17 protein-coding genes and 1 pseudogene are annotated in these 20,849 nt (G+C 65.9%); 3 read left to right on the top strand and 15 right to left on the bottom strand.

The genetic code is table 11. From position 1 onward, the window contains the following. Positions 1-44: 44 nt before the first annotated feature. The 5 genes from THIMADRAFT_RS02065 to bet all read right to left on the bottom strand — a co-directional run bounded on the left by THIMADRAFT_RS02065 (position 45) and on the right by bet (position 4,961). Positions 45-1,109: a DUF3150 domain-containing protein gene (locus THIMADRAFT_RS02065; protein WP_007191287.1), complete on the bottom strand. Its 1,065-nt coding sequence runs from the start codon at positions 1,107-1,109 to the stop codon at positions 45-47. 84 nt (positions 1,110-1,193) lie between these two features. Continuing rightward, positions 1,194-1,556 carry a hypothetical protein gene (locus THIMADRAFT_RS02060; RefSeq protein ID WP_007191286.1) on the bottom strand — a complete coding sequence of 121 codons (363 nt, stop codon included), beginning with the start codon at positions 1,554-1,556 and terminating at the stop codon, positions 1,194-1,196. Further along, a complete protein-coding gene (locus tag THIMADRAFT_RS02055; RefSeq protein WP_007191285.1) occupies positions 1,553-2,506 on the bottom strand; it encodes an AAA family ATPase in 954 nt (317 codons plus the stop codon). Before THIMADRAFT_RS02055 ends, THIMADRAFT_RS02060 begins: the two co-directional genes overlap by 4 nt. A gap of 295 nt (positions 2,507-2,801) precedes the next feature. Beyond that, positions 2,802-3,818, bottom strand: coding sequence for a YqaJ viral recombinase family nuclease (locus THIMADRAFT_RS02050; protein WP_007191284.1), 1,017 nt, complete (start codon positions 3,816-3,818; stop codon positions 2,802-2,804). A gap of 108 nt (positions 3,819-3,926) precedes the next feature. Continuing rightward, positions 3,927-4,961, bottom strand: a complete 1,035-nt coding sequence (gene bet / locus THIMADRAFT_RS02045) for a phage recombination protein Bet (protein ID WP_007191283.1) — start codon at positions 4,959-4,961, stop codon at positions 3,927-3,929. A gap of 612 nt (positions 4,962-5,573) precedes the next feature. Here bet and THIMADRAFT_RS02040 point away from each other — a divergent pair. After that, positions 5,574-6,191 carry a hypothetical protein gene (locus THIMADRAFT_RS02040; RefSeq protein ID WP_007191282.1) on the top strand — a complete coding sequence of 206 codons (618 nt, stop codon included), beginning with the start codon at positions 5,574-5,576 and terminating at the stop codon, positions 6,189-6,191. Between the two features lie 300 nt (positions 6,192-6,491). Then, positions 6,492-6,692: pseudogene (locus THIMADRAFT_RS25265) on the top strand (type II toxin-antitoxin system RelE/ParE family toxin); the annotation flags it as partial. Between the two features lie 85 nt (positions 6,693-6,777). Here THIMADRAFT_RS25265 and THIMADRAFT_RS27330 read toward each other — a convergent pair. The 9 genes from THIMADRAFT_RS27330 to THIMADRAFT_RS24320 form a co-directional block, all read right to left on the bottom strand. Beyond that, on the bottom strand, positions 6,778-7,170 hold the full coding sequence (locus THIMADRAFT_RS27330) for a hypothetical protein (RefSeq protein ID WP_233490137.1): 393 nt from the start codon (positions 7,168-7,170) through the stop codon (positions 6,778-6,780). Then, positions 7,107-7,469, bottom strand: coding sequence for a hypothetical protein (locus THIMADRAFT_RS24325; protein ID WP_007191280.1), 363 nt, complete (start codon positions 7,467-7,469; stop codon positions 7,107-7,109). The genes THIMADRAFT_RS27330 and THIMADRAFT_RS24325 overlap by 64 nt, the downstream gene beginning before the upstream one ends. A 489-nt stretch (positions 7,470-7,958) precedes the next feature. Then, positions 7,959-8,474 carry a transcription/translation regulatory transformer protein RfaH gene (rfaH, locus tag THIMADRAFT_RS02025; RefSeq protein ID WP_007191279.1) on the bottom strand — a complete coding sequence of 172 codons (516 nt, stop codon included), beginning with the start codon at positions 8,472-8,474 and terminating at the stop codon, positions 7,959-7,961. A 15-nt stretch (positions 8,475-8,489) separates the two neighbouring features. After that, on the bottom strand, positions 8,490-9,557 hold the full coding sequence (locus THIMADRAFT_RS02020; RefSeq protein ID WP_007191278.1) for an undecaprenyl-phosphate alpha-N-acetylglucosaminyl 1-phosphate transferase: 1,068 nt from the start codon (positions 9,555-9,557) through the stop codon (positions 8,490-8,492). Between the two features lie 301 nt (positions 9,558-9,858). Continuing rightward, a complete protein-coding gene (locus THIMADRAFT_RS02015; RefSeq protein WP_007191277.1) occupies positions 9,859-11,700 on the bottom strand; it encodes a J domain-containing protein in 1,842 nt (613 codons plus the stop codon). Then, on the bottom strand, positions 11,693-12,994 hold the full coding sequence (locus THIMADRAFT_RS02010; protein ID WP_007191276.1) for a tetratricopeptide repeat protein: 1,302 nt from the start codon (positions 12,992-12,994) through the stop codon (positions 11,693-11,695). The genes THIMADRAFT_RS02015 and THIMADRAFT_RS02010 overlap by 8 nt, the downstream gene beginning before the upstream one ends. A gap of 502 nt (positions 12,995-13,496) precedes the next feature. Further along, on the bottom strand, positions 13,497-15,827 hold the full coding sequence (locus THIMADRAFT_RS02005) for a GumC family protein (protein WP_007191275.1): 2,331 nt from the start codon (positions 15,825-15,827) through the stop codon (positions 13,497-13,499). A 22-nt stretch (positions 15,828-15,849) separates the two neighbouring features. Continuing rightward, entirely contained in the window at positions 15,850-16,893 is a 1,044-nt protein-coding gene (locus tag THIMADRAFT_RS02000; protein WP_007191274.1) for a polysaccharide biosynthesis/export family protein, read from the bottom strand. Positions 16,894-17,101: 208 nt separating this feature from the next. Next, positions 17,102-17,917, bottom strand: a complete 816-nt coding sequence (locus THIMADRAFT_RS24320) for a hypothetical protein (RefSeq protein ID WP_007191273.1) — start codon at positions 17,915-17,917, stop codon at positions 17,102-17,104. 274 nt (positions 17,918-18,191) lie between these two features. Here THIMADRAFT_RS24320 and THIMADRAFT_RS25255 point away from each other — a divergent pair, with 274 nt between their 5' ends. Continuing rightward, positions 18,192-18,992, top strand: a complete 801-nt coding sequence (locus tag THIMADRAFT_RS25255) for a tyrosine-protein phosphatase (RefSeq protein WP_007191272.1) — start codon at positions 18,192-18,194, stop codon at positions 18,990-18,992. On the opposite strand, the gene THIMADRAFT_RS01985 is transcribed toward THIMADRAFT_RS25255, so the two are convergent. Continuing rightward, positions 18,895-20,367 carry an O-antigen ligase family protein gene (locus tag THIMADRAFT_RS01985; protein ID WP_007191271.1) on the bottom strand — a complete coding sequence of 491 codons (1,473 nt, stop codon included), beginning with the start codon at positions 20,365-20,367 and terminating at the stop codon, positions 18,895-18,897. The genes THIMADRAFT_RS25255 and THIMADRAFT_RS01985 overlap by 98 nt on opposite strands. Positions 20,368-20,849: the final 482 nt, after the last annotated feature.

The raw sequence follows: 20,849 nt of genomic DNA, 5'->3' as shown, positions 1-20,849 counted from the left end.
ACGGGAAGCCGGCGGGGATGCGCCGGCTCGGGTTCAGGGTCGGATCAGAAGAAGAAGCCCTCGACGTCCGCGACCGTCTCCTCGACGGGCCTGGCGAACGCGGGCTCCGGCGGGTTGTCCGGCTGGTTGAGCCGCGCTTCGGAGCCTGTCTCGGCCTCAATCGGCACATCGCCGAACAAGGCGTCCATCTCGGCCTCGAAGTCCATCGTGGACTGCACGGCGAGCGGCAACGGCGTGACCTCGGTCGGCGTGGCGTCCGATTCCATGTCGCTGTCGTTCGGCTCGCCGTCCTGCTGCACCGCCCACTGGCCCGCCCCGTGGCGCGCCATGCGCTCGGCATCCGCGAGGAGCAGTGCGAGCCCCATGCCTTCGTTGAAGATCGGGCCTTCGATCGGGCCGTCCGGCAGGCGGGCGAACCAGTCATCGAGGGTGTCCACCACCGGATGGATCCGCCGGTCCACGAAGGACAGGCAGGCGAGCTTCTCGCGGATGCGCCGGAAGGTGCCGAGCGCACGGCGATGCAGCTTCTCCTTGCCCTCGAAGCTGCCTTCGAGCTCGCGGGCCATCTGCTCGACTTCGGCGAAGATGCCGTCGCCGAGCCCCTGGACCTCCTCCTCCAGCGTCCCCGGTTGCTCCGCCGGGGCGATCCGCACGATCTGGTAGCCGAAACGCAGACGCGTGCCGACGATCTCCGCCGGCTCGATCGCCCGACGGATCGGTTCCTCCCAGGCGGGCAGATTGGAGATCCACTCCTCCAACGCCCGGTCGTAACCGGCCAGGAAGGACCGTGTTTCGGCGTCGAATTCCACCTTCAGCGCCGCCAAGCTCTCGGCGATGGACTCGGACCGGGCATGCGGCACGGCAAACCCGCCGAGAAAGCGGGTTCCGACCTGCAGGCAGGTGCGCTCCGCACCCTTCTTGATGCGGTGAAAGATCTTGAGCGGCTCGGGGTCGCAGACCCGTTTCGATCCCAAGGAGACCAGCTCCTCGGGCGGGACGTCGGTGCCGAGTTTCAGGTCTTCGGCACGCAGTTTCTTGCGTCCGGACCAGATGGCGACGTTCAACATGACCAGGGTGATTCGGTCGGTGACGTGAGTGATCGTGTGCATCGGTGGGCTCCCGGGCGAACCGGGACGCACGCGATCGCCGGGCGGCGAAGACGTGCGCCGCGGTCGGCCGTGTGTCGAGATGGGTTAGAAGTAAAACCCGTCTTCGTCACCACCCAAGAGGGCGGCGATGTCGCGGGCTGGTTTGGGGTCGAGCTTGGGCGCAGCGGGTACGACGGGAGTCACCCGCTGATCCGGACCATCCCGCGACAGCAGCGCCACGGCCCCGGTCGCATCGATGTCCGCCCGGCCGATGGCGACGTAGCCCTTCAGCAGCTTCACGGGTGCCCGCTCGAGGGCGATCGGCAACGGCTTGGATTGGGTTTGCCGGAGGCGACCGGCCGGTCCCCAACGGATCTGCGCCGTCCCGTTGCCGAGATCGGCGTAGGCCCATTCCCTGGCGGTCCCGTCGCCGTGCTCGTACCGGTAGAGCCGATACAGCGGACTCATGGTTTCGCACCCCAGTAGTCGCCGAAGACATCGGCGGCGATCCGGTGGATCGCCTCGCGCTGCTCCGGCTCCGCGCGGGCGGTCAAGGACTGCTGCAGGGCATACTCGAAGACGTTCGGTGCGCCTTTGAACGCCAGACTCAGCGTCGCCCAGCGCACCAGGGTCCGGGTGCTCATGGTCACGGTCAGCTCCCCGGATTCCGTACCGGCGCCCAGGAACAGGCGCCGCACTTCCTCGGCCACGAGGATCATCTTCGCGATGATCTCCGCAGGCAGCTTCGGGACCGCCGCGGCGATCAGATCCTGCTCCGTCTCGGGCTCCGGATAGCCGACCTGCACCACCCGGAAGCGGTCCATGAAGGCGAGGTTCTGTCGCAGCACCCCTTGGTAGAGACCCGAGCGGTCGCCGGCACCGGCGGTGTTGCCGGTCGCCACGACCCGGAATTTGGGGTGGGGTCGGATCACCTCCCCGCCGTTCTCCGCAATCACCAGCGGATGGCCCTCGAGGATGTCGTTCAGACCCGCCAGCTCGGCCGGGTCCATCAGATCGCTCTCGTTGAGCACCAGGAGGTGCCCGTCGCGCGCCGCCGTGGACAGGGGTCCGTGCACGAAGCGGGTGCTTCCGTCGACCAATACGAACTGGCCGACCAGGGCCGCCAGCTCCATGCGTCCGTGGCAGGTCACCGACTGCACCGGCCAGGCGAGCCGGGCGGCAATCTGCAGGATCAGGCTGGTCTTGCCCGATCCGGTCGGGCCGGTCAGGAACAGGCCGTCGCCGCCGGCCTCGTGCAGGAAGGCCAGCACGTCGCGCAGCAACTCGGGTCTGAAGACGTAGGGCTTGCGCACCGGGATGTGCGGATGGGTGTCGTCGGCGAAACCGATCACTTCCAGACCCGGACGGGCCTTGACGTTGAAGGTGGTCGCGACATCGAAACGTTGGCTGGCGGTCATGGTGTGGTCTCCATCGGGTGGGTGAACCCGAGGAGACGCACGCCTCCCGTGAGGGGAGCGCAGGTCTCCCCGGGGGGCTTGGGTTGCAGAGGGTTGGGGTTGGCTGTGTCGCCGAGAGTCGGCCCGTTCAGCTCGCGGAGTCGTCATGTCCGGCAGGGACATCACGTCATTCGGCTGTCCGATCGGGACGGCTTAAACATCAGTCCGGACGGGACAGCCACCGGCCGGGGCCGGGGTGTATCGGGATGCGGAATCGGCGGATCCTGGGCCCGTCCATGGGCCTGGATCCGTGGGGTCAGAAGTAGAAGCCGTTCTCCGTCTCTGCGGGATCCGGCATCGCGACGAGCGCGGCCGCATTGAACGGAACACTTGCCGTGCCGTCCTTCAGGGTCGTGATCTTGACCCGGTCGGAGGACGCGCGGCGATAGCGCTCCAGACGCAGCGGATCGAGATCCGGGTCGAGGTCCGACAACGCGGCTTTGTAGTCGATCGCTCCGGCCACGGCGTAGTGCAGGACCCGCAGCCCGGCGCTCTCGCCCATCGCGAAGTCGCCCAGCAGGGCGACCAGTTGCGACTCGATGCCGTCCAGACCCGACTTCAGGGTCTTGTGTGCGGCGTCAAGCTTGGCCTTCTCGGCGGCGAGCCTGCGGTACTCCCCGGACAGCCGCGTCCAGGTCGCCAGCGCCGCGCCGGACGGGGTGTAGAGGTCCCGCTCCGGATCGCGCTCGGGTTCCTGCTTTTTCTCCACGCGCTTGCGAAACTCCAGGCAGCGCGGCACCAGGGTGTCCCGGATGAAGGTCTCGTCGCGCGGGATGCGAAAGTCGACCGCGATGCCCGGGGCTCGATGAAACACCAGCCAGCCTTCGGCGGCGTCGGCGACGTAGATCTGGCACTGGACCTGATGCCAATAGAGGCGGTAGGCCTGCGAGGCGATGCCGTGCTCCAGGACCTGGAGATAGGTGCTCTCGTGCGGGACCTTGAGCTCGACCGGGCACCCGTCGTCGTTCAGGCCGTCGAAGGACGCGCGGATCACCGGGTGGGTATCGGACTCGCCGCAGAGCGGCAGCAGCAAGGTGTCGTGGCGCTCCTCGAAGCCCCGGCGGGCGGTGTCTTCGAGCGCGTTGCCGCGTCGCACGACGGGATTGCCGCTCAGGTCTTCGGGCAACAGCATCCCGATCTTCTCCGCCCACAGCCGCCACGGCGTCTTGTAGGGCGAGACGCCGAGAACGACCGCGGCATCGGAGGCCGAAACCCCGGCGTTACGCCAGGCGAGCCACTCGGGGGTGCGTTGGGTGATGTCGATGACATGCATGGGTGCTCCTGAAACAAACAGGGGCAACGTCCCCGAGGGGCAGCGCGTGCCCCATGGGGGGGTGGATGATCGGAATCCGATGACCGCCGTCCGTGGCGGTCATGGGCGCTACGCGGCTTCGGCGACGGGAGCCTCGGCGGTCTTGGCTTTCCTCGTGACGACCGACAGTGCGGCCGCCTGCTCCAACTCGGCGAGGGCGTAGGCGAGATGCGCCCCGTTGAAGCGGGCGCGGGCATAGTCCTCGGCCTGACCCCAGGCGCCGACCTTGCAGGCCCGCTCCACGAGCGTGGCGACCTGCTTGGCGACCTGCGCGTCGATGACGGCATCCCGCTGTGCGGGATCCGCCGGGGCGGTTGCGGAGACGGAGGTCTCGTCGACCGGACTCGGGGTGGCCGTGTCGCTCGGCTCCTTCGTGGTCGGTTGCGCGGTGACCACCTCGCCCGCGATCACGGCGGCGTCGACGGGGGCATGGCCCTCGATGGCCTTGCCTTCCATCTCCTCGGCGGTGTAGCCGGCTTCCTCGGGAAAGGCCGCCCGCAGGCTCGCCGCTTTGGCGCATTTGAGCAGTTGTCCCTTCGGACGCTTCTGCCACATCTCGTTGGGCACCTCCGCACGGCCTTGTCGGGCATAGGTCTCCTCCCAGAAGACCATCTCCGAGAAGGGGCAGCGCACCCCGTTGACCATCCGATAGACCGTCGTTTCGGCCCACTCGGGGAAGGTCACGGTGACGGCGATGTCGGTCCACTTGTCGTCGCGCTTGACCGTCCCGGTGAAGGTCTTGGTCAGCTCCGGCCCGAACCGCGGCGAGTCGAGCCCGGCCCACAGGCCGGTGCGCGCCGCCGTGATCTGGACCTCGGCGATGCCGGGCCAAACCGTTTCGACATACCGTCCGAGCGCGGTCGACCACATGGAGACGACGTGCACCGGGCGCTTCATCACGTCCAGGCCGCGCGCCTGGCAGTAGCGCACCGCGAGGATCACGCCCTCGGGTGTCTTGGCGTTGGGGAAGATCGAGTCGGCGAGCACCGCCCAGGTTCCGGCGTCCAGGCCGATCTCGGCGAGGACGGTCGGGGCGACCGGGAGGCGGCTGGGGACGAGCGAGCTGGTCAGGGCTTGGGTCGGGCTGCTGCGGCGTGTGGCCATGGTGTGGTCTCCATCGGGTGGGTGAACCCGAGGAGACGCACCTCTCCCCCGTGGGAGCGGCAGTCTCCCCGGGACGGGTGAGCCGGCAGGGCCGGCGGTTGGTTTCGGCTGTGTTCGGGCAAACGCCTGGGGTCAGCGGCCCCGTCGGTCGGTCTCGCACAGGGAGAGCCGAACGGATGACGCGTGAATCGCCTGTCCGCTGCGGACCGTGCGGGTCACGGACGCCCTCGGTGCGCAGGGGACAGGGGAATCGACGGGGTTCGCAGGAGCGCGCGCGGACGCACGCAGCGACAGGGCGCGGCGTCGATCGTGGGGTTGAGGTCGGTGTGTTGCGGAACGTGCGATGGAGACGGGAGCGCGATCGGCCTGGATGGCCGTCACTGCGACCGCATGCGCTCGGAGGGACTTGGTTTCGGCTGTCACGTCCGGGCGGACGTTTCGGCTCCCGGGGGCCGCGGCCAGCTACCGCATGCGTATTCCAGCGCAGGCGAAGGGCGATTGCAAGGCTGCGGCCTGCTCGAAAAACGGCGTTTCGGGGCTCTTTTCCCCGATGCGAGCGTGCTCGGGACCGGGATAGGCTGAAGACCCCGATCAGCCGAAAAGAGCATCCCCATGCCCGCCCCGAGAGGTTACAGCCGCCCCGAATTCCACGTCCCCGTCACCCTGCAATCGGCACATGCCCACCGCGTCGTCGGCCGCAGCCTGATCCGTGTCGCGCGCGCCCTCTACGGGATCGACGTGGTGCTCCACGCGATCGGCGATGCCCGGCAGATGGAGGAGGTCGAGGGCCTGGTCGATGGCCTGCTCGGCGCCTTCGCCCAACGCTTGGATGAGGAAATCGCCCGCGTGGAGGCGTTGAAGAGCGCCAACGGCATCGCCGCCGTGCCGCGCTATACCAACCCGAGTCGGGTCACCTTTCGCATCTCCTCGCCCCAGCTCTCTCAATACGCCAATCTGATCCAGGCGCTGGACCGACTCACCGTCGGCATCGACACCCTCTGGCTGAGCGGTCTCTTCAGCAACCGCCAACGGGCCGATGCGGTCTACACCTGGCGCAACGAGCTCCTCTCCGTCGGTCGACGCATCGTCGAGATCGAAGCGCGTGCCCGCGATTTCGCGCGGCGCCAAGGCAAGGAGGAGGAGATCGCCGCCGGGGATGCCGCGGCCACCTCCGTGGTGGTGATGGACGAGGAGGGCGGGTTGGAAGGAGACGAGGAGGAGGCAGGATAACGTTCGGTGATCGACCTCCCCTCCGGGCCGGACGAGGGCTCGGTGAAACCGGGGGTTCGATCACGATCGGTGAGGGGCGAGCCCCCGACGGCGTGTCGCGGCACCACGGTGGCCACGCCGACCGCAGGTAGCGGATTTCTGCAACGAGCAACGGGCTCGGTGCCCGGTTGCCTTATAACCCATGGTCATGATTGCTGCCGGCGGGAGGATCAAGAGCAGGATTCCGGGCTGCGGTCGAGCGTTATTGCAGAGTAACCCGTTGCCGTTGCGATGTATCGTATATCGATATGCGATTAGGCTATGGCGATCCAATCCTTCCGATGCGCCGAGACGAGACGCTTGTTCGAGCGCCTGCGGGAGAAGCGCTTCGTGAATATCGAGGGTGCGGCGCGGCGTAAACTGAGTTATCTCGATGCGGCCCGTGATCTGTCGGATCTGCGCATCCCTCCGGGCAATCGTCTCGAAGCCTTGCGGGGTGGCCGGTCCGGCCAGCACAGCATTCGCATCAACCCAAAAAGAGCGGTTAGCGCCCGTCGTGGGCCGTTTCCGGCCCACGGGCGAGTACACAATGCGACTGATTCGGCGGCTACGCCGGGGCCGGCAGCACTGCTGGTGGCTGCAATTGGCGGCCGTCGAGGTACTTCACCAGCGCCCGAGAGAGCAGCCGGTACCAGCAGTGCAGGGGATCGAACTGCTCCGCAGTTCGACGCAGGGTATTGAAGAAGGCCGCGATCTCGCGGCAGGTTGCCTCCACCCACGCCGCCTCGGCGTGGGGATGGCTGACGGTAAGGCGGGTCTGCCCGCCGTGACGGGTCAGTCGCGCCGGTGCGCTGAGCAGCAGTGGGCGGCTGGTGATGGCCTCGGTGTGCTGACTCGGATCGGCCAGGCGCACGAACAGGCTACACCAGTTGTAGGTCAGCGCGGTGATGCGTGCCATGAAGCGGCAGCGCTTGATGTCTTGGGTGGTGAAGCCGCCCAACCCCAATGGATCTTGAGCTCGTCGAAGGGATTTTCCGCGTCGGCGCGAATGCACAGCGGCCAGTGGCCCCGCGGCAGGCGCGCGAGCAACTCCCACAGCCCCGGTACGCTGTACTTGGACGCGGTCTGGTTGCCGTCCAGCACCTCCACGTCCAGGATCAGACGCAGACCGGCGACGAAATAGATATGGTCGGTGTGCGAGGGGCGCCCCGGCTTGTGCGGGTTGTAGCCTTTGACCGCACCCTCTTGATGCCCGTAGAGCGGCTTGACCGTCACGTCGGCATCGAGAATCCAGGGCACGCCCAACTTGCGGCGCTGAGCCGGCTGACGTATTTGATTTATGACATCTTTTATCAATTGCTTATAAGCGAATACGCCGGGGCTTCCGCTGGAAGATCCGTCGGGGCGGGATCGCACAGCTTGATCGACAATCCGGTGATGCTGAACGGTCTTCCGGGTGACTCGGACGCGTGAGGTAATGCGTCTCGCGGCCTTGCGCGTGCCCGGATCGTTGGAGGCAGCGAGCGCTCAACCGGGTGGATCGACGAACCTGTTTAGAGCTTTGGAACGAAGTTCAGCCAGCTTTCAGGCGCAGCGTGTTTCCGACGCCAAGGATCGGCCGAGCGAAGAGCCGACTAAAGTCGGCGTACCCGCCGGGGCCGACTGAAGTCGGCGGACCGGCCCTGGGTACGCCGGTTTCAACCGGCCTCTGGGGCAGGCGGACTTCAGTCCGCCGAAGCGTTGCCGAGAGGCTCGACGCGGCACAGTTGGCGGAACGAATGCCTGCAATCAGGCGGAGCGACGAATGTCTGCGAGAGGCAGCGTCAGCGTGACTTGGCGATGCAGCAGTTCGATCAAGAGCTGTGCCCGGCGCTCGCCTTGATGGACTTTGAAGATGGCCTCGAGCCCGCGGAATGGCCCTTCGATGATCTCGACCTTCTGCCCCGGACAGAGGTTTAGTTCGGCCGGAGCGGCCTCGAGACGACGCTGTATCTCCTCGATTAACCCATCATGGACAGCCAAGGGCTCACGACCGAAGGCGACCAAGCGGGCGACACCTCGGGTGGAGCGCAAGGGATACCAGTTGTCGACCCAGCGCCGCAGTCGGATGAACAGATAGTTGGGGAAAAGCGATTCCTCGACCATCACGCGTCGCCTGCGGTGGATGCGCTCGACCATCATTTGCGGGTGGAAGACGCTGTAACCCTGCTGGACGAGATTCGCCGCGGCGCGCTCGGCTTGCCGCGGCTTGGACTGGACCAGATACCATTGGGGCACGGCCTCGATGCCGGTCTCGCGGTTCATCCTGCAGCGCCTCGTTCAGGTCAGTTCACTGACCATACTTCGACTCCGTTGCTCCAACGCATCCGACAGACTGCGCACGTTGCGCGCAACCAGCAGATAGGCGACGAAAACCGACAAGGCCGCGTAGAACATGACGGCTTGGCCGATCTGGGTCAGCAAGCCGAAGACCCCGACCCCCGTCAACACAATCGCGGCAGCCAGGATCAGGACCAGCGCCTTACGTGCACTTCCGAAGACGCGGGACAAAAAGTGGTGGAGATGGCCGGCATCCGCACTGAAGGGAGACACCCCTTGCATTATCCTCCGGGCCATGATCCGCAGCGTGTCCAGCAGGGGGATGGCGACAAGCCAGAGCGCCGTCACTGGGTCGATGCTCCCGGCCGGTCCGGCGGCATCGACCAGCGCCCAAACCAGGATGTAGCCCAACAGGAGGCTCCCGGCGTCCCCGAGAAAGACCTTGCGCCCGGTGACGCCGAAAAGCTCCAAATTGCAGATCAGATAGGGCACCAGCGCCGCGATCGTCATGAGCAACAGGATTTGGATCGCGCCGATCTCGGGTGCGAGGAGGAGCAGTGTTCCGAGCGCAATCAGGACCAGGCCGCCGGCCAGGCCATCAATACCGTCGATCATATTGATGGCGTTGATGAGACCGACCATCGCAAACACGGTGAAAGGCACCGAAAGCACACCGAGATCGATCGGTCCGAAGCCCAGCAAATCGCCGAGCGAGGTGAGCGTGACCTCGCACCCGAGGGTCAAAAAGAGTGCAGCAACGACTTGCGCCACGAAACGCGACCTCGGTCCGAGACCGAATCGGTCGTCGAAGGCACCGACCACCACCAGAAGCGCTGCCCCTGCCATTCTGAAGAGGTGCTGCGGCGTGATCAGCGGCAGACTCAGCAGACTGCCCGCGACGAGACCCAAAAAAACGGCGATCCCGCCGATCGGCGGCACGGCGTGGCTGTGAACTTTGCGCCGCTCGCCCGGGTGATCCATCAGGCCGATCACGGGCGCCAACGGATAAAGCACTGCGAGAACAATGCTGCTTGCGAGAAACGCGACGACAATACCCAGAATTGTCATCACCGGATGCCTTCCAGCGTGAAATCAGGAGGCGTCTTCAGATCATGTGCGAACATATCCATCTCCTTGCACAGAATTCCACAGCGTGCCTCTCGACACCGGGATCCCTTTGTCCAGATCCCGCGTAACCAAGGGGAGGAAAGTTTGATCCCAAGTACACAAAGCGACATTTAAACGGGTTCAGGGGAAAACCACAAGCCGTGAATTTTTATTGTGAATACGCAACAATTTACCCCCGAACGCTATCCGGTCAACGCGCCGTCTGCCTCAAAGCGGATCGGTGACGGCCGCCCCCGAAACGTCAGTACGCGATCCGCAGGATCCGAGCGTCCGCCCCCCGACCGTCGAACAGGATGTCGATGGTGCCCGTGCGATCGATCTTGCGTCCTTGGGCGTCGCGATAACTCACGCTGAACCCTGCCCGTGCGCCGCAACGGCCGTTTCCTTCCGGGCGGATACGTGTGCCGGCAAAGACGATTCGACGATCGCTGGTTTGGTCGAACCAACGCACGTAGAGCTGGCGGATGCCCGACCGACCGCGTGTCTCGTTCTCTTGCGCATTCGCACTGTAGAGGGCCATGAGGCGGTCGAGTGCGCCTGCATTGTAAGCACTCCGGAAGCGATCGAGCACACCGGCTGTCGGCTCGCAGCCCGGAATCTCGGGAGTTTCGGATGTCGCCACGGGCGATCGGCGCGGTGTCGATGTCGGTCCCGGAACCCTGCCGGTCACGGGCGGCGTCTTGACCGCCGCGGCACTCGATGTCTCCTCGACCGCGGAGGGGCGCTTGCGAAGCGGCTGGACGGGCGCGTCTGCGGAAACCTTCGATCGGGCCGGTGCCTGCGCGGCAGGGCTCGCCGGGGGATCGGCCCGACGCACCCTCTCGGTTACCGCCGGGCTGGTCGGATGCTCGGCCGTTTTGGCCATCGCGACCGGCGGAATCACGGACGCTGCGGACGGGGCGCGCATGCGCGCGTCGACCTCGACGAGGGGCTCGTGGGTCGAGGAATCCGGCGATCGTCCCAACGCGTGCCCACTGTCGAGCGCCGGTATCGGGCGGATCGGCGCAACCCGAATCGGAAGAGCCGGCGCATCCGGGCGGCTTGCAACTTGGGATCGGGACTGATCGAACAGCGCCGGGGGCGGCACAGCGCGCAGGCGGGGCGGCGTCGGTGCCGGGGGAAGCCGCTCAACCGCCTTGCGCTCGGGCACAAGCGCCGGCTCAGGTGCGCGTATTGGTTCGGGCCAGGGCCCAGGCGGAACCAAAGGGGCTGGCGGCGGCACCTGCGCATCGGGCGTTGGCCTGTTGATCGCCTCCGTCCCAGCGTCGGCGAGTGCAGCAACCAAGACCGGCGGAGTCGGGTTTGGAGCGCGTATCGGGGCAATCGCCGTCGGCGGCGCATCGAGCCGCAGAATCGCATTGTCCGACGAGGCGTCCGGCCTTTCAACACCGTCGAGCCGTGCCTCGGACGCCGGCATCGCGGTAACCTCGCGCGCTGACGCAACCCGGTGCGGAGAGGGTTCGGGGTAGAGCAAGGATGCCAGAATCAAGGCGCAGAAGAGGATCAAGCCGACGAAGAAACGTACCTGGAAGGACTCGGCGCCGCCCAGGTACCGACGCAGTCGCGCGCCGAATGACTGATTCACCCTCGCGGCACCCATGGGGTAGGGATCGACCTGTTTCGGTGATCGACCGCGACGAGCGCGGACCGTTTGTCGCGTCGACAAGGGGCCGGACGCCGACGCGCCGCGTTCGAAGGCGGCATAGGCGATATTGATCTGCTCGGTGCGCTCGTTGTGCACGAGGGCGCGCGCGGGGTGACGATCCGGATGGTAAGCCTGGATCAAACAGCGGTAGCGCTGCTTCGCGGCCACGACGCCGGCCGTGTCGCGCAGGCCGAGGATCTGTTCGGGAGACCCGCTCGGTCGCGCGAAGAGAAGACGATCCAGGATGTCGTAGGCACGCCTCGCGGCTTCCAAACGCGTGAGTCCCGTTCGTGCAATCGCCTCGTCAAGCGCAGCGACTTTCGGATTGTCCGGGTTGCCCAGCCAAATCAATAGGGCATCGAGCTGTTGCTCGAGCGTGGCTGTGGCGATGCCGGACACCAGGGTCCGCGCGAGATGTCGTGGCCAGTCGTCAATCATTGGGCAGGGGCTGAAATTCAAGCGTGTCGAGTCGGAGTGTCCCGCTCAAGCGTCGGTCCAGGGCGTTGGTCGCGACGCGCCGAATCCGCATGGTGACGAGCAGACAGTCTTCCGGTACCTGGATCTCGAGCTCGAAGGGTTCACGGGCCCAGCTTCCCCGGCGCGGCGGGGTTTGCGCCCGGACCACCGGACGGGTCGCGATGGTGTAAAGCTCGACAAAGACCCCCGAGCGCGTCGTGATGTCCTCGCCTGACCAGTAGCCGCGCAGACGGTAGGAGCTGCCCGGCCGCACGCGCATGATCTGGCTGGGTTGAGCGAGATCGACATTCTCGGTGCCGAGGAAATCGATGCGCAGGCTGTGGTGCCGCGCATCGCCCTGCGGGCCTTCGACGCCGATCCTGAAACCGTCGCCCGTGGCGTGATAGCGCCACCCGGGCGTGGCCCAACCGGGCCTGAAGTCGGGACCGAGCGGCACAAGCGGCTCCTCGAAGCGACCGTTGACGAGTCCGGGGGGTTCACCGAGCGCCTGCTCCCAAACCGCATCGGCCTGCGCGTGACGTCCTTGGGTCGCGAGCATTTGAAGATAGGGAAACAAGAGGTCCTCCGAGGCGCGACTCTTGTCGTCGAGCCGAGCCCAGAGGGCCTGGGCCAATGCCAAATCACCGGCTCGGCGAGCGAGGTCGAGGAGGCCACGCTGATACACCGAGGCCTCGTTCGGGGCACGCGACCAGACGTGCGCCGCAGCATCGACCAGGGCCTCGGGCGCCGGCTCGAGACGACGTGCGAGACCTAATGTCCGCAGCCCATCCCCGGGGGCAATCGCCCAATAGTCCATGAGCGCGGCCAGTGCCGCATCGGGCGGCCCCAAGACGACCTGCATCCAAGCTGCGCGCTGCTGCAGGACCGCGCGCTCGGGCCACAATGCGCGGGCGACGCGAATACTGCGTGCGGCACCCTCCTGATCACCCGAAGACGCAAGCAGCTCGGCGAGGTCGAGCCAGATCGGGGCGTAGAGGGGGCGTTCGCGTAGACTGGCCTCCAACAGCGCGCGAGGCTCGGACGTGTCGCCTGACAGGGGCACGAGACGACGCGCCCATTCGCGTGCGGCTTCGCCGCCGCTCCAAGGCAGACGCGGCGGCGTGGGCAGGGCCGCAGGATCGACGAGGGTATCGACGGGGAGAGCATCGCGTGTCGCCTCTCCCGCCAGGCGATCCACCCACCAACCCTGAAGGGCGGCCGTCGCCCAGAGCAGGGTAGAGAGGGTCAAGGCGACGATGGCGAGAGCACGGGACACGGGTTACGGACGCCTTGTCGAAGGGACGGAGGAGACCCCGAGCGAACGATCCCTGCGGATCGCACTCAGGCCATTGCCGAAAACGCCGACCCCCGCCGTTTATGCCGACGATCGCGCGGTGCTCATAACGCCGGCCACCGCGATGACGTTGCGTTGTAGGGTGAACAAGCGCAGCGCAGTCCACCGGCGCCGGCGCGGGGTTCGGTGGACTTCGCTCTCGCTCGTCCACCCTACCGGCCTCATAACGCCGGCCACCGCGATGACGTTGCGTTGTAGGGTGGACAAGCGCAGCGCAGTCCACCGGCGCCGGCGCGGGGTTCGGTGGACTTCGCTCTCGCTCGTCCACCCTACCGGCCTCGTCCACCCGTCCGGCCTCGTCCACCCGACCGGCCGGTATTGTGAACGGCGCCCCGACGATCGGAAACACGGCGTCTGCCGAAGGTTGGTCGTGCAGCCTCCGGGGGCCTGAAACAAGTGTTTTCGGTCTGCGCATCGCCTCGGCTCAGGCGACCTCGCGATACAGGGCCGTCTCTTTGTATGAACCGTAGTTGTAGTAATAGCGGTTGTAGTAGTTGTACTCGCTGCTGTGCGGCTCGACCATATTGAGCACGGAGCCGACCAAGGGTGCATCGACCGCCCGCAAGCGTTTCACGGCCTCGCGCAACGCACCGCGGCTCACCAATCCTGCAGCCGAAACCAGAAGTACGCCCTTAACCTTGGTCGCCAGCACGATAGGGTCGGCGAGTCCCATGACGGGGCTGCTGTCGACGATCACATAGTCGAACCGACGCGACATCTCCTCGAGCATCCGGTCGGTCGCGCCCGAGCTCAGAAGCTCGGCGGGATTCGGAGGCGGCGTCCCGGCGACCATCAGGGTTAGATTTTCGATGGCCGTCGGGTAAAAGACATCGGACTCGCCCTGCACCAGATATTCCGTAAGCCCCGGGGCGCGCGGCACATTGAAGATCCCGTAGAGACGCGGTTTGCGCAGATCCCCGTCGATCAAGAGGACGGAGGCACCGGTCTGCGCCAGGACGATGCCCAGACTGACCGAGGAGGTGCTCTTGCCCTCCCCTGGTACGGCACTGGTGACCATCAGAGTCTTCGGAGCACCCCCTGGGGTCGCGAACATGAGGCTGGTGCGAATAGACCGGAATGCCTCGGAAAGACCCTGATCGCGTTGCAGATGGGCCATCAGCTCGATCGGCACGCTGGGCACGTTCGCCTTGGGATCGACGCGCGGCAACAACCCGAGACTGACGAGGTGCACCAAGCGCTCCACCTCCTCGGGGTCTCGAACGCTGTTGTCCAGAAGATTCAGGAGCAGCGCGAGCCCGATCCCGCCCATCAGGCCAAGCACGGTCGCGATCGCGAGATTTCTGCTGAGCCTGGGCGCGAACGGGCCGTTGGGCACGAGCGCACGGTCGATGACCGAGGCCGAGTCGCGCTCCATGCCTGCGGCGACACCGACCTCCTTCATGCGTTCGAGCAGTCCGCTGTAGAGCTGGCTGTTGGTTTCCCACTCGCGCTTGAGGATATTGTATTGAACGGCACGATCCTGGAGCTCCAGAAGATCCTGCTTCTGCTGCTCGACCGCTTGGGTGAGCCGCTCCTCGCGATCGGCGAGCTGGCGGTAATTCACCTCCAGACTCTCCACGAGATCTCCGAGCTCTTTTTCCAGGGTGGCTCGAATGTCGTCCATCTGGCGCTGCAGCTCCTGCATGCGCGGGTACTCGGAGGTGTAGGTCTGGCCCAAGCGCGCGTATTCGCCGCGCAGGCTGGAGAGTTGGCCCTTGAGGTCCGTGATCCGGCTGTCCTGCAGGACGGTCGGCAGACTGTCGACGTTCGCCTGCGCCAACTGTTGATAGAGCGACTCGGCCGCGATCCGCTCGCCCTTGACCTTGGAGAGGTTGATGTTCAGCTCGGTCAGACGGGTTGCGATGATGTTGTTGCGGTCCTCCAGATCCACGACTTGATTCTGGCGCGCGAAGGCGTAAAGGTCTTTCTCGGAGGTCTCGAGCTTGCCCTGTAGCTCCTCGATCTCGCTCTTGAGATAGGACTCGGCGCCGCTCGACAGCTCGAATCGCTTGCGGGCGCTGAGCGCGAGATAGGCGTCGGCGACCGCGTTGGTCACGGTGGCCGCGAGTTGACGATCGAGGCTCTCGAAACTGATTTCGATCAGGTTGGATGCGCGGATCGGGTTCACCGTGAGGCCGCCTTGTACCCTGCCAACCAGGGCACGCATCTTGCGGTCCTCGGAAGGGGCCGCACTGTTCCCGGAGAGATCGGCGTTCGCGGTCTGCCCCCCTGCACCGCCGGTGAAGAGTCCAGTGATACCGTCCTTGATCGGACGAATCAGCATCCCGGAGATTTCGCGGAGTCCGGCCGCAAGATCGCGTTGCCGAAGCTCGCCGTTGAAGGCCGGGTGTTCGCCGAGATCCAATCGTTTGACGACGGCCTCGGCGACGACTCGACTCTTGATGATCTCGATCTGGGTGCGCTGAAAGGTGGCCGAATCCTGTGTGGTGCTTTGAACATTCTGGAATTGAACAATCCCCTGACTCTGCGGCGAGACCTCGAGCACCGTCGTGGCCCGATACACCGGGCGCATGATGAGGGTCGCGGAGGCCACGGTGACGATGACGATCGCGGCGAACAGCAGGATGGTTCGCCGATTCTTCAGCGCGATCCGCCAGAGCTCCCGCAAATCGAGGCCGTCGTCCTCCACCGCCTCCGGGTAATACAGCGGCTCGTAGGGCGCCAACCGATCCGGCTGGCGCAACTGGGGGACCCGCGCCGAGGCTGACGGGGTGGGCGGCGGCAGAGGCTTCACGCGATCGTCCTTTTCGAGTGTTTTATTGGTAGAGAATGCCGAGCGAGAGCACTCTGAGCGCTTGGTTCCACATCACCACGGCGCCCTTCTTGGCATAGTTGGTATCGACCACCACCACGTCGCCGTCCTGGAGAAGCATATCCTCCTGCCCGAGATCGCGGATCGCGACGAGGTCGACCGGAATCTCCCGAGGCGACCCGGTCCCGTCGTGCCGGATCACCCGGATATTCTTCTCGACCGACGTCCAATCCGTTCCGCCCGCCATGGCGATCGCCTTGAGGACGGTCATGTCCGGGCGCAGCGGGAAGGAGCCTGATTTGCCGACCGCGCCCTCGACGAAGAAGACGCCTGCCTCCGGGACATAGACGCTGTCGCCGCCGCGCAGGGCCAACGCCTGGGCGCCCGGATCCTTCACCAGGTCGCGCAGGTCGACGATGAGGTTATGGGTCGCGACCTGGCCGGTTTGCGGATCGCGCACCCCGGTGCGCACACTGACCGTCGAGCCTGCATTCGGCGCCAAGCCGCCGGCCATGGAGAGCACCTCGAAGAGGGTCCTCGGTCGCTGCATCGGAAAGACGCCGGGATTGGCGACCGCTCCAGTCACCGTGACCTCCTGGGAGGCATATTGGTCGATGAAGATCGCAACCTGGGGCGAATGGATGTACCTGCTCAGGCGCTGCATCAACGCCTGCTCGGCTTCGGCGGTGGTGAGACCCCCCAGGCGAATCTCCCCGACCAGGGGCAGATTCACGGTGCCCGGACCAGTGATGCGCACGCTGAGACTATTGATCTCCGGTGCCTGAGGGGCCTCGATCTTGACCACGTCGCCCGGACCCAGACGGTAGTCGTGGCTGGAGAGGTTCGAGGATTGCGCCGCGGCAGCCATGGTGAGCTGGCGATTGAGATCCATCACCCGCGCCTGGTCCGCACGAGCCTGTGCCTCCGCGGCAATCGACGCGGCCGCGGCGGCGTCCGATCCATCGCTCCGGGGAGTCGCGCAACCCGCGAGCGCGATCACGGACACTAGCAACGGCACACACCAGCCGGCGAAGGGCTTACGACTCATCACTTCAGACACCGTTAAGGCGATCCGCCCGTGAACCAGTGGTTCTCGTCGCGGATACGTCGGAGCGGAAAGGCACGCCGAGAGACCGGCAGTAGAGGACATCAAAGCACTCGGAGGGTGTAAAGGCGCTCGAGACGATCACCCGGAGTGGGTCGCGGCGCGCCCGCCCGATCGACTCGAGATCACGGGAACACCGCCTCGCCTTGAATCAGGGGACCACCGGGCTCGCCGGCCCGGCGTCATCGTTCCGTCTCCTCACGGTCTCGGCGACCGTGACTGCGGCAACTGTCGCGGTCACCGCTAACGGCAAGGTGGCTGCACCGAGGCCCCCGAGGATGCCGGCCCCGGAAACACCCGCGCCGGCAACGCCAAAGCCAGCGGCACCGGCACCGCCGGCGGCACCTGCAACGCCGACGGAGCCGCCCGCGGCGCCGGTAGCGCCGGCAACGCCGACGGAGCCGCCGGCGGCACCGGCTCTAGCCTCGATCATGTCGATCTTCGGCTGACCTTCGTAGACCAAGGCACTCGTCTGCAGCTGGATGACCTGGACGCCGCCCGACGCATCGACCAACACCAAATAACCATCTTCGCCATCGGCGGAGACGGCCACACCGCCCTTGCCCGTACCCTGCCCCAGATCGATCAGCCCGTCGCCGTTCACCAGGAAGACGTTCGCGCCCGGGTGGACCTCGAACCCGACTTCGCCGTGCGCTACCGCGAGCAGATAGCGGCCATCCGAGAGCTCGACGCTGGCCGCGGAATCCGGGGAGAGCTTGACGATACCCCTGCAGGGGATCGTCAGAACGGATAATCCCTCACCAGCAACGGTTTGGATGTTGTCGCCGGAGAACACTACGTAATCCTGACCGGGTCGCACCTTGACCTCGAGGCCCTGCCCGGTCACCGTTGCCGCCTGATCGGTCGCCAGGTTGCCGATGATCTCCGCCGCCCCGACATCGAGCGACAAGCCGAGGGACACGAGAAGCGCGACGACTGAAAGTCCGCGGGATTGGCGCATCGGCATCTCAAATCTCCTATCCATGTGTTGATGTTCGCGAGCTTACGTCAAGAAACGCTGTTCTCCAAGTATAGACGATGAAGCATAGGGGCCGCGTTCGTTCCGAACCGGCATGTCGGTCGATGTCTGCACGCGACTAGGCCGATTGTGGCGCGAGTATTGCTTCCCGTATGACCGACCGGCGGCCCGAGGCGCTGCCTGACGAAGGGGGCCGCTCGCGGGGCTGGGCACTGGAAGGAGCGGAGCAGGCCCACAACGGAATGGACTGGAATAGAAATCGATGATCGATTGCCACTGCCACATCCTCCCGGGGATCGACGACGGCGCGCACACGCTCGAGGCAGCCCTGGACATGGCCCGCGCCGCGTCCACGAGCGGGATCGAGGAGCTCGTCTGCACCCCTCATCACCTGAACGGGGTCTACGACAACCCCGCCGACGCGATTCGGCAAGCGTCGGCAAACCTGCAGAAATGTCTGCTCGAGGTCGGTATCCCGCTTCGCGTTTATCCCGGCTCCGAGCTGCATCTGGTGCCCGAGTTGCCGCGCCAGTTGCTGGACGGCGCCGCGATGACCTACAACGACCTCGGCAAGGCCGCGCTGATCGAGCTCCCCAAGGCCACGATCCCGATGGGCGCTGAGACCATCCTCGAGCAGCTCCTCTATCGCGGGGTGACGCCGGTGATCGCCCATCCCGAGCGCAATCTGAGGCTTGCGCGACGACCGGAACAACTGGCGGAATGGATCGCCCGGGGATGCAAGGCACAGCTCACGGCACAGAGTTGCAGCGGTGATTTCGGCGAGCGCATGCAGCGCCTCTGCCGGCGCTGGCTGGAGTCGGGATGGGTGCATCTGATCGCCTCGGACGCGCATCGCGCGGCGGGGCGCAGCCCGGACACCCTGGCAGCCGGGCGTGCCAGCGTCGCCGAGTGGCTGGGCGAGGAGGCAGCAACATTGCTGACCTGCGAGAACCCGCGACGTTTGCTCAACGGCGAGGATCTCGTGAGCCTCGCGCCCCGCGCCGACCCTCGAACGGCGCCGGCCCGACGCCGCTGGCTCGGCTTCTTGCCTTGGCGTCGCTGAGCGCGGCGTCCTCGCGCTCGAGCGCCCGGTTGCACACAACCCCGACGACCACCCAGAAAACGAAGGCGGTGCCCGGAATCTGCAGGTTGAAATCACCCAAGCTATGCAGAGCGATCGCGGCGATCCCGCCGGCCGCGCCGGCGCGCAGCCGGTTGAGGCGGCTCGGCCACGCCCGCCACCACCACACCACCAACGCCGACGACACCAGAACGGTCCCGAGCACGCCGAATTCGAGCACAAACTGCACCCAGTCGTTGTGCAGATAGTCGAAGGTCGGGGCGAGCGAAGCCGGCTGAACCAATTTGAAGATGTCCTCGAACCCGCCGGCGCCGGCGCCGGCGATCCACGTCTTCGCCGGCAGGTGCCCCAGGGGAAGCAGCGCCTCCAAACGGCCGGTGTCGGTCACAACCGTCGAGTACCTCAGCAACAACGGCGCGAGCCCGAAGGCGATCGCCAATCCCAAGGCCACCAACCCCGCCGAGAACAGCCACAACCGCTCCAATCCGGCCACCCGCCCGACCCGATTCGCCCGCGCCAGCAGAACGAAGACGAACAGCCCGAAGAGCGCCGAGGCCGTCCCCAAGCGGGACAGCGAATTAAACAGGGCCAAGGCCATGACCAGACTGAAGATGAGGACAAGAAGGTAGCGCACCTCATGAACGCGCACCGGGCGCATCCGGGTGCCGAACAAGAGATACGCGATCCCGAGGGACCAACCGAGCGCCAGGAGTCCCGCCAGGTGGTTGCGGTTCCAAAAGGTGCCGACCACGACACCGTGATTGGCAGGCGCCGGCCAAAGCCCCAGGACAGTCTCGAAGCGCCCCATGTGGGCAATGAATCCGTAGAGGGCCTCGGCGAAAACCAGCGCAACCAGAATCCCCACCAACACCGCCAGCTGTCGCCGCGGCAGCGCCGCTACCAAGGAGGCCGCAGCCCAATAGGTCGTAAACATCCCCCAGTATCCGAGTGTGGCGGAGATGTTGGGTGAAAGGCGGGTGATCGGCAGCTCGGAATACTGCGCGAGCAGATCGAGCGGATAGGCGCCGATCCAATCGAAGACCGCCCGCGGCAACGGCAGAAGCTGCAACCCGACCCACCCCGACACAGCCAGCCAGACCCACAACCAACCGCGGTCCCGATGATCCGCCCCCGAGCCGCGAGCGAGGCGCCAGGTCCAGGTCAAGAAGAACAGCCCGGTGATCGCCGCGCCCGCCAATGCGCGCGGGCCCGGATGCACACCGCCCATCATGACCATCAAGACGGCCGCGACCGAGCCGATGACCCAGACCTGCAGCCAGGCCAAAGCGCTCGGGACAGGTGTCGACTCGCTCGGGATTGCGGTTCGGACAAGGCCGTCGTCGCGGTGTGTCTTCATTGATCTTACGCGAGAAACCCAGCCGTCAAGGCCGGGAGGGAGAGCGCGCAGCGCGGCTAGGCTGCCCGCCTCGCATCCTCCGTTTTGGTTGAGTCAAACGGGTCGCTTTAGCTCGGCTTTGGCCGTTTTCGGGCCTTGGAGGAAGAGCTGAGTGATGCCCATAAGGGTAATGTTGAGATTGGTTGAGTTGGCGGCAAAGGGAGGCAGGCGATATGGTCTGATGTCGACCAAAACCCCATCCATGACCGCCGATGCCCGTTCTGCCTGCCTCGATTGTATCCGTTCTGCAGCCGTTTGCCTGCCTGTTCACACGTCCGACCCGGGAGCATGCGCGCGTGCTGTTGGTCGGCACGTTGCTGGCCCAAGGACCGCGCACGGTGACGGGGCGCTGCGGGTGATGAGGATCGGGGAGGTGCGACGCTTCGAGCGTTACCATCGGGAGCTGAATCGGGCGAGCTGGTCGAGTCCACAAGGCGCTCAGA

Source organism: Thiocapsa marina 5811 (genome assembly GCF_000223985.1).
Lineage (GTDB): Bacteria > Pseudomonadota > Gammaproteobacteria > Chromatiales > Chromatiaceae > Thiocapsa > Thiocapsa marina.
The sequence above is the reverse complement of the archived record's forward strand: the minus strand, read 5'-3'. Positions and strand labels throughout refer to the sequence as shown.